This window comes from Lacipirellulaceae bacterium (assembly GCA_040218535.1).
In the GTDB taxonomy this organism is placed as follows: Bacteria; Planctomycetota; Planctomycetia; order Pirellulales; family Lacipirellulaceae; genus Adhaeretor.
In genome coordinates this window covers 1,003,034-1,021,635 of sequence record JAVJRG010000012.1, presented here as the reverse complement: position 1 = coordinate 1,021,635, position 18,602 = coordinate 1,003,034, and the positions used below count along the sequence as shown (strand labels likewise).

General features: G+C 54.0%; 15 protein-coding genes. 8 read left to right on the top strand and 7 right to left on the bottom strand.

The window, feature by feature from the left end:
- The first annotated feature begins 48 nt into the window (after positions 1 to 48).
- Together allE and RIB44_18160 are read left to right on the top strand one after the other, a co-directional pair.
- Positions 49 to 810 (top strand): (S)-ureidoglycine aminohydrolase, encoded by a 762-nt coding sequence (gene allE, locus RIB44_18165; protein MEQ8618501.1) that lies wholly within the window; start codon positions 49 to 51, stop codon positions 808 to 810.
- Positions 807 to 2,060, top strand: a complete 1,254-nt coding sequence (locus RIB44_18160; GenBank protein MEQ8618500.1) for a M20 family metallo-hydrolase — start codon at positions 807 to 809, stop codon at positions 2,058 to 2,060. The genes allE and RIB44_18160 overlap by 4 nt, the downstream gene beginning before the upstream one ends.
- Positions 2,061 to 2,186: 126 nt before the next feature.
- Here RIB44_18160 and pucL read toward each other — a convergent pair whose 3' ends face one another.
- Positions 2,187 to 3,041, bottom strand: a complete 855-nt coding sequence (gene pucL / locus RIB44_18155) for a urate oxidase (GenBank protein MEQ8618499.1) — start codon at positions 3,039 to 3,041, stop codon at positions 2,187 to 2,189.
- Positions 3,042 to 3,132: 91 nt separating this feature from the next.
- Between pucL and allB the strand changes: the two genes are divergently transcribed.
- The 3 genes from allB to uraH are packed head-to-tail and all read left to right on the top strand — an operon-like array spanning position 3,133 to position 5,301.
- A complete protein-coding gene (gene allB, locus RIB44_18150) occupies positions 3,133 to 4,452 on the top strand; it encodes an allantoinase AllB (GenBank protein ID MEQ8618498.1) in 1,320 nt (439 codons plus the stop codon).
- On the top strand, positions 4,449 to 4,961 hold the full coding sequence (uraD, locus tag RIB44_18145; protein MEQ8618497.1) for a 2-oxo-4-hydroxy-4-carboxy-5-ureidoimidazoline decarboxylase: 513 nt from the start codon (positions 4,449 to 4,451) through the stop codon (positions 4,959 to 4,961). Before allB ends, uraD begins: the two co-directional genes overlap by 4 nt.
- A gap of 13 nt (positions 4,962 to 4,974) precedes the next feature.
- Positions 4,975 to 5,301 carry a hydroxyisourate hydrolase gene (uraH, locus tag RIB44_18140; GenBank protein ID MEQ8618496.1) on the top strand — a complete coding sequence of 109 codons (327 nt, stop codon included), beginning with the start codon at positions 4,975 to 4,977 and terminating at the stop codon, positions 5,299 to 5,301.
- 75 nt (positions 5,302 to 5,376) lie between these two features.
- Here the strand turns inward: uraH and RIB44_18135 are convergent, their stop codons facing one another.
- On the bottom strand, positions 5,377 to 5,559 hold the full coding sequence (locus RIB44_18135) for a hypothetical protein (protein ID MEQ8618495.1): 183 nt from the start codon (positions 5,557 to 5,559) through the stop codon (positions 5,377 to 5,379).
- Between the two features lie 193 nt (positions 5,560 to 5,752).
- On the opposite strand from RIB44_18135, the gene RIB44_18130 reads away from it, so the two are divergent.
- Complete coding sequence (locus RIB44_18130) at positions 5,753 to 7,087, top strand: hypothetical protein (GenBank protein MEQ8618494.1); 1,335 nt, start codon at positions 5,753 to 5,755, stop codon at positions 7,085 to 7,087.
- Between the two features lie 52 nt (positions 7,088 to 7,139).
- On the opposite strand, the gene RIB44_18125 is transcribed toward RIB44_18130, so the two are convergent.
- The gene (locus tag RIB44_18125; GenBank protein ID MEQ8618493.1) at positions 7,140 to 8,834 is read right to left on the bottom strand and encodes a hypothetical protein; all 1,695 of its coding nucleotides are present in this window, start codon (positions 8,832 to 8,834) and stop codon (positions 7,140 to 7,142) included.
- Between the two features lie 801 nt (positions 8,835 to 9,635).
- Between RIB44_18125 and RIB44_18120 the strand changes: the two genes are divergently transcribed.
- Complete coding sequence (locus RIB44_18120) at positions 9,636 to 10,772, top strand: hypothetical protein (protein ID MEQ8618492.1); 1,137 nt, start codon at positions 9,636 to 9,638, stop codon at positions 10,770 to 10,772.
- 57 nt (positions 10,773 to 10,829) lie between these two features.
- Positions 10,830 to 12,416: a PQQ-dependent sugar dehydrogenase gene (locus tag RIB44_18115; protein ID MEQ8618491.1), complete on the top strand. Its 1,587-nt coding sequence runs from the start codon at positions 10,830 to 10,832 to the stop codon at positions 12,414 to 12,416.
- A gap of 13 nt (positions 12,417 to 12,429) precedes the next feature.
- Here the strand turns inward: RIB44_18115 and RIB44_18110 are convergent, their stop codons facing one another.
- The 4 genes from RIB44_18110 to RIB44_18095 form a co-directional block, all read right to left on the bottom strand.
- A complete protein-coding gene (locus RIB44_18110) occupies positions 12,430 to 12,891 on the bottom strand; it encodes a PEP-CTERM sorting domain-containing protein (protein MEQ8618490.1) in 462 nt (153 codons plus the stop codon).
- A 20-nt stretch (positions 12,892 to 12,911) separates the two neighbouring features.
- Complete coding sequence (locus RIB44_18105) at positions 12,912 to 14,234, bottom strand: PQQ-dependent sugar dehydrogenase (protein ID MEQ8618489.1); 1,323 nt, start codon at positions 14,232 to 14,234, stop codon at positions 12,912 to 12,914.
- Between the two features lie 213 nt (positions 14,235 to 14,447).
- Complete coding sequence (locus RIB44_18100; protein ID MEQ8618488.1) at positions 14,448 to 15,779, bottom strand: PEP-CTERM sorting domain-containing protein; 1,332 nt, start codon at positions 15,777 to 15,779, stop codon at positions 14,448 to 14,450.
- Between the two features lie 438 nt (positions 15,780 to 16,217).
- Complete coding sequence (locus tag RIB44_18095; GenBank protein ID MEQ8618487.1) at positions 16,218 to 18,602, bottom strand: tetratricopeptide repeat protein; 2,385 nt, start codon at positions 18,600 to 18,602, stop codon at positions 16,218 to 16,220.

Below are 18,602 nucleotides of genomic sequence, written 5' to 3'. Positions count from 1 at the left end.
TGTAGGGAACGCTCTCCGTGGCGTTCTGTGACCACCGAGCATTACGAAATGAATCAAGTCTTCGGCGAAACACGCACACGAGTTGAACTGAATCACGCTTTGATTGCTCCTGACGGTCATGTCACTTCACCGATCTTCGGATGGGAAGAGGCCGAGGGTGTGGTACTCATCAGCCCCGTCATGGGCACCGGTGCTGGAGGACCGAGGTTCACACAGTATCTGATCAATGGCAAAGGCAAGTCTTCCGGAGCAGCCCCCGGCGTGCAACGATTGATCTATGTTCTCTCTGGAAAAGCCTCATTGGACGGTTCTGCGCTTGGCCCCGAAGAATTCGCTTGGCTTCCGCCAGAGGAGACCTACGAACTCATTTCTGAAGAAGATTCCCAACTCCTGGTCTTTGAAAAACCCTACGAATCACTCGCAGGCCTTGATACTCCCAAGCGAATCGTCGGTCGCCTGAGCGACGCACCGACGGAACCTTTCATGGGGGACCCGGATGCGATGCTCGCCACGCTATTGCCTATCGAGCCAAATTTTGACATGGCGGTCAACGTGTTTACCTACCAGCCGGGAGCAGCCTTGCCCTTCGTCGAAACTCACATCATGGAGCACGGACTCTACATGTGTGCCGGGCAAGGCGTGTACCGTTTGGGCGATTCTTGGTATCCCGTGGCAAAAGGGGATTCGATCTGGATGGCTTCGTACTGTCCGCAATGGTTCGTCGCGATGGGCAAAGAGCCTGCCCAGTACGTTTACTACAAGGACATCCATCGCGATCCGCTGATTGCGAGTCAGGGTGAGCTGGCGTGAGCGCTCCGTCTGTCGAAGTCGATATCGAAAAGCTCGTTGGCGAACTCGAGTCGCTAGCGGCGATTAGCGATTGTCCGGAACCACCGCCAACCGTCACTCGTGTTGTTTTCACCGAAACTGACCTTCGTGCGCGAGAATATCTGAAATCGCTCTACGAGGCGGCAGGGCTGACCGTTCGCGTTGATGCCATTGGTAACACGTATGCTCGCTGGGAAGGTTCCGAGCCCGACCTGCCTGCGGTGGGAACCGGCTCGCATACCGATGCCATTCCCCACGCAGGCATGTATGACGGAACTGTTGGCGTGCTTGGCGGGTTAGAAGCGATTCGCAGCCTGCAGCGTGCTGGCTTCCAGCCGCGACGTTCACTGGAAGTGGTGATGTTCACTTCCGAAGAGCCGACCCGCTTCGGCGTCGGCTGCACAGGAAGCCGCATGATGAGTGGGGCCATGACGCCTGCCGACTTGTGTTCGCTCACTGACGAGCAAGGCGACAATTACGATGTCGTGCGCCAGCGAGCCGGTTTCTCGGGCAAGCTTCAGAGCGTCAGACTTTCCGATGACTACTACAGCGCATTCGTCGAACTACACATCGAGCAAGGTCCCGAGCTGGAAGCCGCCAATCTGCCCATCGGTGTTGTGACCGCGATTGCGGCCCCCGCTACAGCCGAGTTCATCGTCACTGGCGAAGGAGGACACGCGGGGGCCGTTCTGATGCCGAAACGCCGCGATGCTTTGGCCGCAGCAGCCGAGTTGGTTCAAGAGATTGAATCGCAAGCACTAACGAATGAAAGCCCTCATATCGTGGCAACGGTCGGTTGCCTGGATGTGCATCCAGGAGCGATCAATTCGATCCCCAGTCGAATTCGGTTCACGCTCGATCTGCGGGACATTGATGGGGCGAATCGTGATGCGGTGCTTCGTGCGATCGATCGGTCCGTTGCGGAAATCGCGGAGCGACGCGGGGTTTCGGTGAATAGTACGATCTTAAATGCCGACCCGCCCGCTGAAGCTGGCGGGCCGGTTGTGCAGGCTGCGGTGAAGGCGACTGAATCACTGGGGTATGAGTACCAAAAAATGATTAGCCGTGCCTATCACGACTCGCTGTTCATGGCTCGTATCGCGCCGATGGGAATGATTTTCATTCCTTGTCGAGGCGGTGTGTCCCACCGTGGTGACGAATACAGCTCGCCGGAGCAGATCAAAGCGGGGGTGGAAACTTTGGCTTTGACAATGGCTGAGTTGGCTAGCTGACTTGCTCTTTGTGTCATTCCGACCGAGCTTCCAGCGACCGAGGAATCGAGTCCGAACTCTTGTGCATGCCGGATTCCTCGGTCGGCTAGCCTCCCGTCGGAATGACATGCATGGCGGCTTTACTCTCTACCCTCGTTCGATTGTCGCCGAGATGTACCCGAAAGGTTCGTCCGTCACGCAGAACACCTCGTTCTCATTCTCTAAATCAAACGGAGAAAGATCGACCAACAGATGATGCTTATTCGGCATCGTGAGAGTAATCTCTGTCGCTTCACCACAGACGTCCAACGCGGCTTCTGCCATTTTGTAGAGCGTTTCCTGCACGCTACGGCTGTAATGATCCGTGAAGCGGTTCAACAGCGCAGCGAGGACTTTCCCGCGGCATTCAGTGTAGTCGAGTGAGGATCCAGCGTAGCGCCACGAAGCAGAAACTTCGCTCGCCAGGATGCGATCCTCCGTATCGGCAAGCGTTCGGAATCCGCCTTCTTGAAAATCGGTAAACCCACTCTCAGTAGTTTTTGCGATCATGAGATGCTCGAATCCAGCACTCACCGTCGGCTGAGCATCTCGCCGCAACACAACTTCCGCTGTCGGTTTGAGGTTGTCGCACCCGGAGAAACAGTGTGGCGAATCAAGCAACCGCTGCCAAATTCGACCGGATAGACTGATGCGACAACGGCTGACTTGTGGATAAGTCTCCAGAAAGTGCTCTCCGATTGCCACTCCGAACGACTCCAGTGAGTCGAGCGGATGATTTTTCGCAATCGCGTAGACGGTATTCTTACAGGTGTCGGTCGCTATGACTGAGCGATTATCGGCCTCAGTATATGCCGCTTCAAAGTCGCCTTCGAGTTCGATGTTCACAGAAGCCTCAACGAATTCATGAAGCTCTTCGTTGGGTGCCGCTTGGCGAGGACGACGTACCTTGCTGACGCGAACACTGTGTTTTCCGTAGGTTTGACTCTTCAACTTGACAGCCATATTCGGGCTCAACCGTCTCTCGGGATTGTTTCTTTGGGGAAATTTCCTGATAACTTGATGGTATCGACCAAGATAATGGAAACCGCTCGCCGTGACAGCCGATCATTCAAAGAACTCTTCCGACTTTTCCCTCCGCAGCCGCCGCGTGGTGACGCCTGAGGGCGAACGGCCTGCCTCGCTCGTGGTACGAAATGGCTTGATTCACGAAATCGCTGACTACGACGCACCGCCAACCGACGACCCCACGGAAGACCTGGGAAACCTGGCCATCTTGCCGGGGCTCGTTGACCCGCACGTTCATCTAAACGAACCCGGCAGGACCGATTGGGAAGGTTTTCTCACAGGAACCGCCGCTGCTGCTGCCGGTGGCGTGACGACGCTAGTGGACATGCCGCTCAATAGCACGCCGGTCACAACCAACGCGGAGGCTTTGCAGGCAAAGCGGGCTGCCGCTGGGGGCAAGCTGGCAGTCGACGTCGGCTTTCACGGCGGGCTGGTTCCTGGCAACGAAAGTGAGATCGAAGGTTTGGTTGAAGCCGACGTACTCGGGGTGAAAGCATTTCTCTGTCACAGCGGAATCGACGATTTCCCAGCGGCAACCGAGAAAGAACTGCGAGCCGTGATGCCGCTCTTGGCAGAACACGACATTCCGCTACTCGTTCATGCAGAAATCGTCAGTGACGTCTCTCCGATGGCCAACCCGACTCACTACGCCAACTACTTGGCGACCCGACCTCGCAAGTTCGAGCGCGACGCGATTGAACTGATGATCCGCCTCTGTCGAGAAACCGGCTGTCGCACGCATATCGTTCATCTTGCGGACGCAGAGTGTTTGCCGATGCTCGAAGAAGCACGCAACGAAGGCCTGCCTCTGACGGTCGAAACGTGCCCGCATTATCTCACCTTTGCTGCCGAAGAGATTCCCGACGGGGCTACCCAATACAAATGTGCCCCACCAATTCGAGATGCCGCGAACCGTGAAGCGCTCTGGGAAGGGCTAGCTGCGGGCGTGATTGATTTCATCGCCTCGGATCATTCACCCTGTCCGCCGGAGATGAAGAAGCTAGAAGAAGGACGCTTCGACCTGGCTTGGGGCGGCATCAGCTCGTTACAACTTACTTTGCCCATCACTTGGACGGAGACGAGCAAGCGAGGACATGATCTGACAACCGTCGTCAACTGGCTTAGTCGAAAACCAGCGGCTCTTGTAGGATTAGAAAACGGAATCGCCGAAGGAAATGAAGCTGATCTTGTCGTGTTCGATCCGAACAAGGAATTCAAAGTATGTGGTGCAGAACTGAAGCACCGTCATCCAATCACGCCTTATGAAGATCGAACGCTAAGTGGTGCCGTCCTGCGAACCTACTTACGTGGCCAGCTAGCCAGTCAAGGAAAGGGGCGAGCACTGTGAACGAACAAGTTCTTGCAAACCTCAACAGCGTTTCATCCGAAGAAGCGCAGGGCTTACTCCGGCAATGCTGCAGCTCAAAGTGGTGGTGTCAGGAAGTCGCTGCCGCGCGACCCTTTGAAAACGAATCAAAACTTCAAACAGCCGTCGAGCAAGGCTTCGCAGCAATGCCTCGAGAGGCTTGGCTCGAAGCGTTCGCCTGCCACCCGAAGATCGGCGATCTGGAGTCCTTGAAAATGAAGTTCGCCGGAAACCGCCAATGGTCTTCAGGCGAACAAGCAGGAATGGCGGGAGTGGAAGAGGACACACTCCTGAGGTTTGCGCAAGCGAATGAGGAATACGAAAAACGATTTGGTTACATTTTCATTGTGTGTGCAACGGGCAAGTCAGCGGCGGAGATGCTGGCTATGCTGGAAGACCGCCTCCAGAATGACCCTGACACCGAACTTGCCATCGCCAGCGGTGAGCAGAAGAAGATCACCCAACTAAGACTACAAAAAATGAACCTCTGATCAAGAAAACATCATGAGCCCAATCACTACCCATATACTCGATACGGCTCTCGGAAAGCCAGCTGCTGGCATCTCGGTGATTCTCTATTCGGGAGAAACTGAAATTGGCCGAGGCGAGACGAACTCCGATGGTCGTGTCACCGACTTGCTGCCTGAGGGCGATATGAATCCGGGAACCTACCGGATTCGTTTCGAAGTGGCTGAGTATCTCGCGAAAAGTTCGACGGCCGCCTTCTATCCGTTCGTCGACATCACCTTCGAGGTCACGGAGGGAGAAGCGCACTATCACGTGCCCCTATTGCTGTCGCCATTTGGATACTCGACGTACCGAGGGAGCTAGAAAGCCTCGACCGACTGACAGCACTGCTAGCTGTCGATCTCTTTTCTGCACCGTCATCGTTGCACAAGTTAGGTTCTAACTGCCGATGTAACGATTGAAGCTCAGCACTGCCCGATTAATCGCAACGATCGCTGCCTCTTGCCACCAGGAGAGATCGGTATCTGCAGCTCCGAGACGCCTGCGCTCTTCTTTTCGAAACGGTTCATCGATGAAATTGCTTGGCTCGAAATCACGACAGTTGTTAGAAATAGCACTCACTAAATCTAGGTGTGAAAAACGAATTGCCTACGCAGCGCTGCTTACACTTGGAACAGCGTTTTCATGCTGTCAGGTGGTTGCAGCGGGTGAAGCCGAATTCGTCAAAGCAAGTTCTGCTTCTCAAAATAGCATTCTTCTTGTGAATGCGCCGGTAGCAACTCAGGCAAGAACGCAAACAAGTTCGGCAGGTTGGGTGAACAAAGCCCCATTAAACCAGCGTTCTTCAATCAAGTTAAAAACGCCAGAGGCTCCACTGGTAGAGAACCCGTTCCGAACAAGCACGAAGCTCAAGTTTCTGCCGGAAGTCGCTTCGAGCACAGTCCTAGTGGGTGATAATCGCAGCGCAGACATTGGCATCGACCTGAGGATTCCTGAAGGGACTGAGAAGCCGGCTGGATCAACTTCAGCTCTCGTGGTTGAGAATTCATACTTGCAAAATGGGGGCTCCCCACCTTCGTCGACGATTTCGATTGCGGAACCTTTGACTGCCGTGATCAATCCGTTCGTGGCGAATTCTCCGACACCGGTTTCCGCACCTGACAAAGTGACTTCTGTGCCTCCCAAAGAGTATGATTTGGCTGAATGGTTCAATTCCGGCAAAAAGGTCGACCAGATGGATGGGGCGCAACCTGCAGAGCGGCAAATCGCGTCTGAAACAAGTGCCCACTCTCTCGCAGACCCCGAAGCAGGCGAATCGGAAACACCGTCGATTGACATCAGCGAGTTGGCAGTGTCGATGGACGAGACGGCCAATCGTTTTGTCGGAACATTTCAACCGACACCTATTCAAGAGAACTCTACTCCATACAACGCAATCGATGAGGCCCAGGAAGAAACCCAAACAGACACATCCATCGGTGAAGTCGAACTGTCGTTTGCCCCCTCCACACTCATCGAGGGTGAAGAACTGGTACTTGCGGCACCAGCAGAGTCCCTTGGCCGGCCAACTGGCAATGAGAGTGATGAAGGCGGCTCCATTCAACAGACCTCTTGTTCGCTCAACTGTCCGCATGCTTTCATGCAGTCGGTAGATGCGACTCTCATGAACGACATCGATGTCGACTTAAGACCGCAGACACGCAGCAAGAGCAACGATTCGATCATCGAAGGTCCCTACTCCGGAAGGTTGCCCAAAGATCGTGCCCTTGCCGCTCGCGGTTCACTAGACAACGGCCCGCAACTGGGCACCGGCTGTCGCCGCTACTGCAACGGTAACGTCATGCTGTGGGCGGCTCCGCAATTCCATCATCAGCCGCTGTACTTTGAACAGCCGATGCTGGAACGTCATGGACATTACGTTCACGGCAACTGTGTCCAGTCGGTGCTCTCAGCTGCACACTTCTTCGGGAGTATTCCTCTGTTGCCTTACAAGATCGGGGCCCACCCGCCACTGTCCTGCGACTACACTCTCGGGCACTGGCGCCCAGGGAACTGCACCCCGCGGACTCGATTTATCCCCGAAGTCAGCACACGAGGGCTCGTTTACGAGTCGATGTTCGTAACCGGCTCGGTCTTCCTCGTGCCATAGTGGCAAAGCTAGCGTTTGCAACGAGCGCCGGCTAGCTGCCTCTCCTACGCAGCTACGGCCCGTTCGGTGGTTGCTCGATCGCCAAATGCCACTGTTGAATCGCTCGATACCAGCGCCGAATCTGCCCTCCTTTCGCAAAGCTTACGAGGAGGCCCAGCATCAGGAATCCGGTTCCCCAAAGGATCCAACTTCTTCCCGGCAGGTAGCCCAAGATGGTGTGCGAACCAAAGTAGTATTCCGCCAAATGGCATCCCGAGATGCTAACGCAGAGTACGAGCAAAAGAAAATCTCGCAAACTGTGGTTCTTTTTCCAAGCGATGACAATGACTCCAGAAAAGAGCAATGCAACCAATGCATGCCAAGCAATGAGGTGAGAGGGAAATAGAAAACGATATGCCAAAATACTTAGGACAGTGACCGAGCCTAGGAACATGGAAATATTTCGTCGGATCCACTGGCCAAGAGGGTCGTCGTAAATGAATCCCACCAATGCGAGGGAAATCGTTGTTAGGTGGATGGGGACATAGTATTGATCGGCGACAAACTCGGTTTCCGACAGGGCGTAGGTAGCAGCTCCTACCAAACCAACTGTCGCCAGTGCAAGCCTTGCTGTGCTACGTCTGGCTACGGCACTGATGGCAAGCAGCAAGAGCGCAAGCGTCGCCGGCGCAAGTTGAATCTCTGCTAGCATATTTAGGCCGAGCGTCTGACGGTCAACGACCGAGAACACGGCGAGACTCGCCAAGATTCCCCATTCCGCATTCCGCAAGCCGAGAACTAGCAAGAAGACAAAGTAGGCGAGCAACAGCGTTGCCGTTATTTGCACGGGCGACCCAAGAGCCTCTTGCAACAGCTCCAAGTACCTTGCCTGCGAAACAGACTGAGGAGCTCCTGGCAGTGCTAAAGCTATCAAAACCAAGGGAGCCACGACGAATCGCCACCACGATCTACCATCGCCACGACGAACGGTACTGACAGCAAGCAGTAACATCACAGCAAGCAACATCGGCACTAGGAAATACGCCTGGAACCCGCTGGTGAAGCCTTTCGTTGGATCGAAGGAGAACGTTAGGGATACGGAGCGGATCGCCAAGCCGATCCCCAAGATCACGAAGAGGGTCCAAGGGTATAGTGGCCAGCTCCATGGCGTTCCGTTCTCCTTGACTTTGGTTGCACCACTCAGAGCCGCCGGAATCAACAAGACAAGGCTTCCAGCTACCACGGTAGGAAATGCCATCGTCCACCAAGCCAAGGGAGTCAACTGATCCGTCAACGAAAGGTGCCCTAGCCACGCCGGATAACTGAAAAGAATTGCAAGCTGGAGGTACAACACGGCTCGATATCGCCACGGCAGACTTACCTTGACGACTCTCAGCAACACTTCGCACAGTGCCACACTCGCTGCGAGCCCAACCGAAAGGAATCGAAGACCGAGGTACTCGTCATCGAGGCAAACTCGGTCGAAGCTGACCGAGAGAGCAACCATCAAAAGCAGCAACAATAAGAATAGTGTTCGTGCATCTTCCCAAACTTGGCCGAATCGCACGACAAGTATGCCGGTGAGAGCAAGCAACGACATGTAGCCGATGAATAATTGCAGTTGCAGCCAACCTTGAGTGGGATCGATGTTGTCGCGAAAGGAAATGTGCAGACCGTAGAGTGTCAGCAACGCACTTATCACGTAAAAGGGATTATGAGTCGCTAGGAATCTCCACCACCACTTCGTTGTTTGTTGATGGGTAGGCATCATCCCTGCCTCCTCTCTTGAGTTGAGCGCATAATGCGGAAAGCATGGCTCCGAGCTGTCGGAACACTACGCCATAGAAACATGAAATGCTGTCAACGACTCACGCTGCACTAAGAAGGTGCAGCAATGCCAGAAAAGCAACGCATGACGCCCTCCGATCAAAAAGATGAGAGTTGAGTGTCGAATTGACATTCGGAAAAGCGGCCTCGGTGTTCCAATTGCTTCTTATCGTTGAAGCGATCAAAGGGCAAGCGATGAAGATTCGCGTGCCCGTCCTGTTTAGGATCGCTAGTGATTCCTGATAACGCTTTCGTGCTGGAATTGGCGAAAGTACAGCAAAGTGTTCGCTGCCGCTCCCCAACAGCAGCGAAGGCTTCCCTTAGAGACTGCAGAGAGCACGAAAGTTGCGCCGTAAATCGTTACCCGATAATACATTAGGGACTCGGCATCTATTCCAATCTCTCAGTGTCAGGTTCCGCTGCAAGCGTATGCAAATGGTTCTCGAACCTTTGACTCTTGGTTTTCTGGATTTTTATTGGTTGCTTAGGCTTCAGAGGACATTATGTTGATGAACACCTAGCGTCAAATAGACGCAAAAAGAGTGTCTCCTCGCGTACGGTACTGATCTACTGATTTCTTCAAAGAGAACGGCCCTTACCTAAATCGCTTAATGCGATAACAGGTTCTTCTTTCTGGCCAACGTCGCCCTCTTCATCGGGCGATTATCTCGCGTCCAGCCTTAACAAGGTTGATGTACTTTTCTCTCTCCATTATTCCAGTTATCAGTTAAGCGAAAAACGTATGCATGGCTTCATTCGAAATCTCCTAGCACTAGCCATTCTGATCCTAGCCACTTTCCCCTCTCGGGTGGCCTATTCTTTTACCCCTGTGTTTGGCAATACCCACGTGCTTCGTAGCAGTACGCTCAGCGTGGAGGTGATGGACCCTGTTGCCCCGGATCGCCAAGACCGCTTCGTCCGATTCTCGCCGATGGCGTGGGTGATTCAGGCCAACGTGAATGATGTTGATTACTTCTACGCTCCAACGAATCCGACTGCTCCTCCCTGGAACAGTGATCCCAATCGTTATCCCGCCGGCTCACCGATGGAATTTGATTTGGGAGATTTCGATGTGAGGCCCCCAGGCTTCGACGAAATCGCCAATGGTGGAGTCGAACAAGAGTTCATCAAGATCGGAGTTGGCATCCTCCGCAAGACCGTCAGCGGAAACTACCACCAAAGCAACGCTTATGCGTTTGTTGGGGCAGAAACGCATGTCAGCTGGGAAACAGACCGCGCCACTTTTACTCAGTCTCTGCCGCGAGAGTCAGATACCGGATACCGTTACGAGCTCGAAACCAAAATGCGAGTTCACGGCAACCGACTTCTCTTTGACTACGAGCTAACGAACAACGGATCGAAGTCATTTCAAACAGCGCAATACCTGCACAATTTCACAGCCATCGGTGGCGAGCAACCCAGCACCAGTTCCGAGATTGAGGTCCCTTGGTCGTTCACAGCCCAAGGCAACTTATCTGGGGCTCTTACCCAGCAAGGCAACAAACTTGTCTACGTGAACAATCCGCGAGGGCGGAAACCGACGATTCCTGTTGATAACCTCGGGGACTCACCGTACGAGTTCACCGTGCGACAGACGAACCTTAACGAGCAATACATCGCCTCGGCTGAGCTTCCAGACTCGATCCCGGGTGCCGAGGCAAGTCCTTTAGTAATCTCCACTTGGAACGACAACAGCGGGATTCAGTTTTCTCCTGAACAATTTGTTCTGCTCTCGCTCGACCCAGGCAATACGATCGCTTGGTCTCGTACTTACACGTTTGGTGCGATTCCAGAGCCCGCGTCAATCACACTGATCCTCACCGCCGGGCTGTTTCTCTCATCCAGGAGCCGTCGTTCGATGATGAAACGACTCGCTTAACCCTTCTCACATAACCTCTTCTGTAAATCCCGAACTCTTCAACTCAGAGAACCACCTATGCTTTCAACTCAAGTAGCGAAACAATGCCATCACTTCATCGAGACGCGATTTTTCGGAGCGATCGTTTTTCTGACTTTGGTGCTTGGTTGCAGTATGGCAACCGCTCAGACACTGACACCTGCAAATCCTATCTCGGGGACTATTCCAGCGACCACTTTCACCCTGCAACTTGAGGAAGTAATTCAATTGCCTGACAGTGCAGGGGGCAGTAATCGTTTCGCCCGTGTCGAGCAAACGTCGCCCTTAGAGGATGGTTCTGGCCGCATGATCACAGCAGATCAGCGGGGAAGGGTTTACACGTTTACTCCAGGTGATGCCAACCCCACGCTGTTTTTTGACTTTGGTGCGAACATTCCGAACTTCGCCAACGGAAATCAACAGTCGGGTTTGCGAGGCTTCGCCTTCCACCCAAACGCCTTTGGAAGCCCGAATGCTCCAGGGTATCGCAAGATGTATACCGCTCACGAGATTACTGCAACCAACGGAACAGAAAGCCATCGATCAGTGGTGAGCGAATGGACCTTGAACACAGGCGGAACTGGCGTCGAAGCCGGTAGTAAGCGAGATCTGCTCACGCAGTCGCAGCCACGAGGAGATCACAATATCGGGAAGCTGGGTTTCAATCCCAATCTTTCGCCTACCGATGCTGACTATGGTAATCTCTATATCTCGTTTGGCGATGGCGGGAACTACCGCACCGATCGAGGCGATACGACGCTCAATCCCAACGGCCAAAATACTACTAACTTCTTGGGCTCGATACTGAGAATCAACCCGTTGCCGACTAGGGCGGGAGCTTACACGGTGCCAGCGGATAATCCCTTCGTTGGAGAGGCGGGAATCAACCCTGAGATCTGGGCATACGGCCTGAGAAACCCTCACCAATTCAGCTGGGATACAGGCGGGAACGGCGAGATGTTGATCGCCGACATTGGCCAAAGCAACATCGAAGAAGTAAATATCGGCGTGCCGGGAGCCAACTATGGTTGGGCCGTCCGTGAAGGCACCTTCGACATGACAGGCAAACTCCCGGGCAACCCGATTGCCGCCGATGTGTTGCCGGCGAATCATCCGAGCGACCCCTACACGTATCCGGTCGTGCAGTACGATCACGACTTCAACAACAGCGGCCAAGACAATGCGGCAATCGCTGGCGGTTTCGTGTATCGGGGCACACAAGTTTCCGAGCTTCGTGGGAAGTATGTTTTTGGTAATTTTGGATCATCTACGGCCTTTCAAGACATCTATGTTGTTGATGTTGATCAACTTCAACTTCGGGACGATCTCACAAATCTCGCCACGTTCCACGACGAATTCCTAGCACCTATCCAGCGGCTTCAGCTGGTGGACGGCAACGGACAGCCCGTCTCGTTCTTGCAACTTGTGCGGCAGAAGAGTGGGAACTTTGGGCAGAATCGCACCGATATGCGATTCGGAATCGACGAAAACGGCGAAATCTACATCAGCAGCAAGAAGGACGGCACTATCCGACGATTCATAGGCACGCCTATCCCTGAGCCAGCCACTGCCGTGATAATGCTAGGAGCACTCTGTCTTACAGTTGCAAGCCGTCGACGAACTTAGACACTCGTTCAGCTTACGATTTCCCGGGTCGAGCGCAGAAAGCTATCAGCAATGCACTGACAAGCAGCGCAACCGTTGACGGTTCGGGCACCTGAGACGAACTAGCTACTGCTGAAGTGCTTCCGTAGTTATTGCCCCAGATTGTCAAGTCGGCCCCGTCGATCACATCGTCCCCATTGAAGTTGCCGTCGCTCCAGGCGTCACTCGCGCCGTTGCCTTGCTGCCAGGTCAAGAAGTCGCCACCGTTGACTTCACCACCGCGGTCGGTGTCCCCGTCCAGCACCCCAGTCACGGAGACAAGCCGGCGGATGCGCCCGTCGCGTTTGTTCAACACGTAGAACTCGCCGTCCGGGCCGATGTTCAGCCGAATATCTGTGCGACCCAGCCCCTGGTTTCCGCTAGCGTCGCGAATGGCTTGAAGCATCGTTTTCTCGACGCCGCCAAAGGTCAGTCGCAGCTCCTCGTAAGGGGCCAAGTTCCCACCGTCGAGATTGCTCAGGTCTGTGAAGTCCTCACGCTGAACAAGTTCATCAACGTCAACAGCAAAGAGCGGGCCGAATTATTCGCGAAGTCGCCGAAGATGAACATGCCCTTCAACTGTGGAACAGCGGAACCGCGGTAAACTTCGCCACCGGCAATCGCCCCATTGCCTGGTTGTGCAGGGTTGCTGGTTCCTACCGCTTGGTTTTGGTGATCGTATTGGGCAACCGGATAGGTGAAGGCGTCCGTCGTATGATTGGCAGGCAGAGTATCAAGTTGGTTGATGTTGTTAATGAATGGGTCCTTCGTGTCAACGAATGTTCCCTCGCGAACTCCCCAGCCGAAATTCGCACCGTTGGCTCCTAAGTTGACCTCCTCGATGTTCCCCTGCCCGATATCCGAGATATACATCCCCTGCTCGCCACCGGTATCGAAACTGAAGCGATGAGGATTCCGTAGCCCGTAGGCCCAAACCAAGTTGCGTGGATTGGTAATGCTGGTGTTTACATTCAGCGCATTGTCGGTCACGACGGAATAGGGACTACCGCCAGACGCCAACGGGTCGATCCTCAGAATGGATCCGAACACTTCATCAAGGCCCTGACCATGGTTGTTTACGTCCGTTGCAGTCTGCGGAAAGGCATTGCTTCCGCCGTCCCCCATGGTGATGTAGAGATTTCCATAGTCAGCATGGCTGGAGTTGGTGGCGTTAGGGTTAAAGCCAATCTGACCGATGTTGTGATCACCCATCGGTTGAGCGACACGCATGAGTTCACGGTAAGAGCCGGTGTTCACGGTTCCATTTGCATTGGTTGTCCACTCACCGAGCACAGAGTAGTGATTGTTGAATCCAGGGTCAGCAAAAGTGGTTGGATTACCGACAATACCAGTACCAAAAAAACGACTGTGTGATGTATAGAACTTGCGGTACCCGTCGGTGCCCTGGTTATTGAAATCGGGATGGAACGCCAAGCCACGCACCCCCATTTGCCCACCATCTCTAAAGTTAGGCACGGCTGTTGAGACGTCAAAGAAAAGAGAAGAACTTGGGTTACTGGCCGTAGGATCGAAGCTATAGATCTTGCCTCGCTGATCGATCACATAGGCTAGGCCAGCAGCTCCACCACCAGTCATAAATTCCAATCGAGGGCGATTATTGCCTGAACTGTTGGGAATGGTGATCACATCTTCTAGAGCAACCGACCAAGAAGTTGTGCCGATGTCGCCGCTAATCGGGTCAGCGATTGGAAGATTGGCCTGGGAAAGATTTGGACAGAGAGCAAACACCAGCGACAAGCTTGCAAGCAACCAAAGTCGGATTTCTTTGACAAAACGCATGGAATATATCTCGATAGCAAAAATGTGTGAGCAAAAAAAAGAACCCTGCATGTCACCTAGACGACCGCACAGCCCCGCCATAGAGACGAGGCTCCTGCCCCGGAAGTCGTTTGACGCGCAGAGTTCTAGTTCATTACGAACCACTGCAATACTGATTGAACTTCGCCGCAGGCTACCTTGGTAGCCTGCGGCTTCGGTTCAATAATCGAAAGCCTATTTGCGGCGGCGTGCTGCAAGGCTTAGAGCACCCAGAGCGAACAAGACGCAACTGGTTGGCTCCGGCACGGCACCCACAGAAGCTAAGGAATTGCCATAGTTTCCTACCCAATCGGCAATTCCGCCCGCGTCACCGTCCCGCTGGTACTGCAGGAAGTCAGCACCGTCGATGTTGCCATCGCCATTGGCATCGCCAGGCGTCGTTGCTTCGTTGGTGAAGCCCATGATCATCGTAGCACCGGTGGCTCCACCATTCGGAGCGACAAAGAACACCGGATAGGAGTTCTGCCAATCGAAGAATCCATCTTGGAAAGTATTACCACCATCAAAAGTGGGATTCGGAGTGACCGCATTACCGGCATCTCCTGGATCAAAGACTTGGGAGAATTGAATATCGCCGAAGTTAATCGTGAATTTCACTTCTCGAGCCTCTTGCGTTCCAGGAGTCGCGCCTGGATCGTTGAGTTCCATGCCCCAGTTGATTGCCACATCACCATCATAGGCAACGTTCGTATCAAAAGTTGCATTAGCAGGGCCTACGCCCGTGAGGACGTAATTGGTCGAGTCGGCGTTGTCGAGAACTTCAGGATTCTCGGTCCAGGTAGTGCTATTCACCTTAAAGAAACGGTCGCGATCTCGCTCGTCTCTAAGTGAACTTGCTGGAGTGTTACCCGATTGACCCATCAAAGACTGATTGATGTAAACAAACTGGTTGGTATCAGGCGTTGCATTGTTTTGCCATGTGGAAGCGGGGGCTAGTAGCGCCGGTGTGTCGGTTGCTCCTACTTGAGCCTGTAAGTAAATCGTGTCGCTGCCGTGATCAGCAGTCCAGAGATCCCACTCACCAGTGTTGGCGCCCTTACCTGCTTGCCATGCTGATGGGTCCTCAGTGAATCCGAAACGGACATCAAACTGGCGACGTCCAGTGCTGTCGCCATTGTTGGCGTTGCCCGCTTCAGTGTTGCTACGCAAGAAAAGCTGCGAGTCGTCATAGGAGCTTGACGAAGCGGTCTGACCAAAGAACATGCCAGGGTTGCCACAACAAGGGTTGGGACCACCGTGCGTGGCGTTGGTCCAAGTGGCGGTAAGATTGTTGCCGTCATCGGCAGCAACTGGCAAACCAGGAGGTGTCGAAACGCCACCTTTGCGATAGTTGTCGTAGGTACCTGTGTTGCCTACGTCGGAACCAAATTCCCCATACAATGCCTGTCCAGGACCGGCTCCTGGATCAGCTTGAAAGACAACAGCTTGCGAAGACGAGCTAACAAATAGCCCCAACGCAAACGTCGCCGCAGCAAAAGAGATACGACGGGTGTAATGGAAACTCATTTTTCTCAACCTCCCATTGAAAAGAATCTGAAGAGTGTATTGGCCAAAATGATTCATTGCGAAGAACTCACAATGAAGAGAGTATTCCCTGAGTGTCCTCCTGAGTTGGAAGCGATGACGAGAAACTTGGCGTCGGGTCGATGAGGTGGCCAGTTACGAACCTAATGTTTCCGCCTCAAATGATGAGCTGCGGAAAACCTACCACCTGAACGCCTTCTGACTGTCGCGATTCTAGCGGTATTCCTTACCAAACTCAAACATTGCATACAAAAAACAGCGAAAAACTTGGGCTGAAAGCTTGATAAGACGATCCCGCCTGAGTACGACTTCTATCGCTTTCGTGCATGGGAGACCTGCTGAGCCGACACAGACCATGAAGTCGCAAATCAAATGCCTGACTAGGTTTAGAGCATTTGTGCCTTGTGCCGATAGCTGGCCCTATTTCGCCGAAGCCTCAGGAGCTTCCGGCAGCTCAAGTCGAAAAGGCTCACCACGCTTGAATCGCTCAAGCCGCTCTCGAATCGCGTCGGCCAGCCCGCGCTGGGCGGGGTCTTTGCCCACTCGTTGAAGAGCTTCATTTGCCAATCGCTGGGCGGCTTCGAACTCAGCCGCTTCGGCATGGGCTGTGGCTAGGGCGTCGAGCAGTTGAGCCGACTGACGGCCGGTAGCTTCAACTGCCATCGAGGCCAGTTCGACAGCACGCTTGCCATTCCTTACTGAGTCGTCCGGTGCGGTCGCCAGAATCCAAGCAAGGTTGCCAGCAATCGTTGGATCCTTAGGAGCGAGCTCGTGAGTGCGTTCCAGAAACTCAACGGCATCGGCCATCTTGCCACCTTGCATCGCCAGTTGACCCATTCGATACCAAACCTGGGTCGCCTTAGGTTCCAACGCCACAATTTTTTCTAGTCGCGCAACTGCCTCTTCCAATTTGCCTAAGCTAGCCAATGCTTCCGCCGCGTAGGATTGGGCTTGGAGTGATTCTGGCTGAATCTCAAGCAACTCGTCGAATGCCTCCAGTGCCGCTTCTGGTTGTCTAAGTTGAAGGTAGGCCGTTGCCAGATTCATTCGATGCTGCGTGTTCGCAGGCTCCGCTTCTACGGCCTTCGCGAAACTCTGGGCCGCTTCGGAGAACTTCGCTTGCTCCGCTAGTAGTAAACCTAAACCTGAGTGAGCGCTCGCTGATTTGGAGTCGATAAGAAGTGACTGGCGGTATTGCTCCTCTGCCTTCTCTGGCTGCTTTACTTTACGGTAAGCCATCGCCAGATTCAGATGAGCCGCAACCTGGGGTGGATCGATTTGCTCAACCGCGATTTCAAAGTAGCGAATCGCTTGCTGAATCTCTCCTTGCTCTGCGGCTAAGGTTCCTAGCTGCAGAGCCGATTGGCCGTCAGTTTGGCGGATTTCGAGTGCCGAGCGAAGCAGTTTGCTCGCCGCTTCAGTTTGCCCTTTCGCTTGGAAGCGACGGCTAAGTAACCTGAGAACCTTCAGTTTCTCATCGGTTGCCCGTTGGTCGTCAGACCTGGAGATGGGCATCCGACTCGCAAGTTGGACAGCCTCGTCCTCGAATTCCTTCTCCCACATCTGATCCACTAATTGAGCCATGCGGTACGGCCCGGGAAGGCCCATCCAACGACCAGCAAAGGGCAGGGTGGCACGCTCTCGCTCATTGGAGCTTATGGAGAGCATTCTCACGTCCGCAAGGAGACGGTCCACATCGACGCCGCCCTTGTAGACGGCAGCCAGATTGCCTTCGCCATCAATCAATAAGCTAGTTGGAACTGGCAGACGGCGATGGTCGTCACGAAAGATTGCGTTGTTAACCAACTGCAAGATGTCCAATAACTCGGTCGTCGCGGTGCCCGATTCATAAGGAAAACCAAGTCTTTCTAGAACTCGGGCGGGGGCGGCCTGGCTTTTCGATTGGTCTTGAGCAATCGCGTCCACCGAAAGGGCCAAAATATCCAGGCCTGCCGCTTCAAACTCAGACTCGTACTTCGACCATTCTTTGAGTTCCACCAAACAAGGTTGGCACCAAGTCGCCCAGAGATTCACTAACCGTGGCCGGTCCTGCGTCTGCGAGGCGTCCAAGCTTTCACCGTTTGGGGAATCATACCGCAACGGTGGCAGCGGGGCGCTAAGACTCAACAGGACTTGGGTACTCGAGCTTTCCGAAGGAAGTCCCTCTCTTGATTTGGGCGCGTCTACAACATCAAAACGCGGAGGCTCCCATGCAATTGCCTTCTCCTGGCCCTCTACAAGCTTATAGAACCCATCAGCATTGAGTCCTTCGACTCGATCGACGGCTCCCGATGGCCACTGAATCTCTAGCGTTTCTACCTTCTGCTGATCTCCCAATCCGAAGTGCAGCCACTTCGAACCCTGGGCCAAGTAGCCCTCTCCGGCGCGCAAGCTCTTCGTCAGCGGAACCTTATTGCCTGGAAGGTAGAGGCGCACCGTCGCGCCAATGCCGTCACGATTGGACTGCTTGCCAATGAGACGTAGGGCAACGAAGTGGTGTTCGGTCGGTAAGTCGTTCCTCATCCAGCGAAGCTGAGGACCCGTGCGGTTGGCTACCCAAAAGTCAACATCCCCATCGAAATCCCAGTCGCCCGCGGCAATGGCACGTCCATCGTCGGGGAAATCGAGTCCGCTGACCGTCGAAACATTGGCGAACCGCTCGCCACGGGTATTCAAATAAGCGCAGTTGCGCTCCTTACCGCTGAATGAGCGGCCTTCGCGCACCAGACGGTTGAGCTGAGCGGCTCCTTGCGCGTACGGATGCTCAGGCGAGATGCTCGCCGCTTCGGTGGGTGATTGCGACAC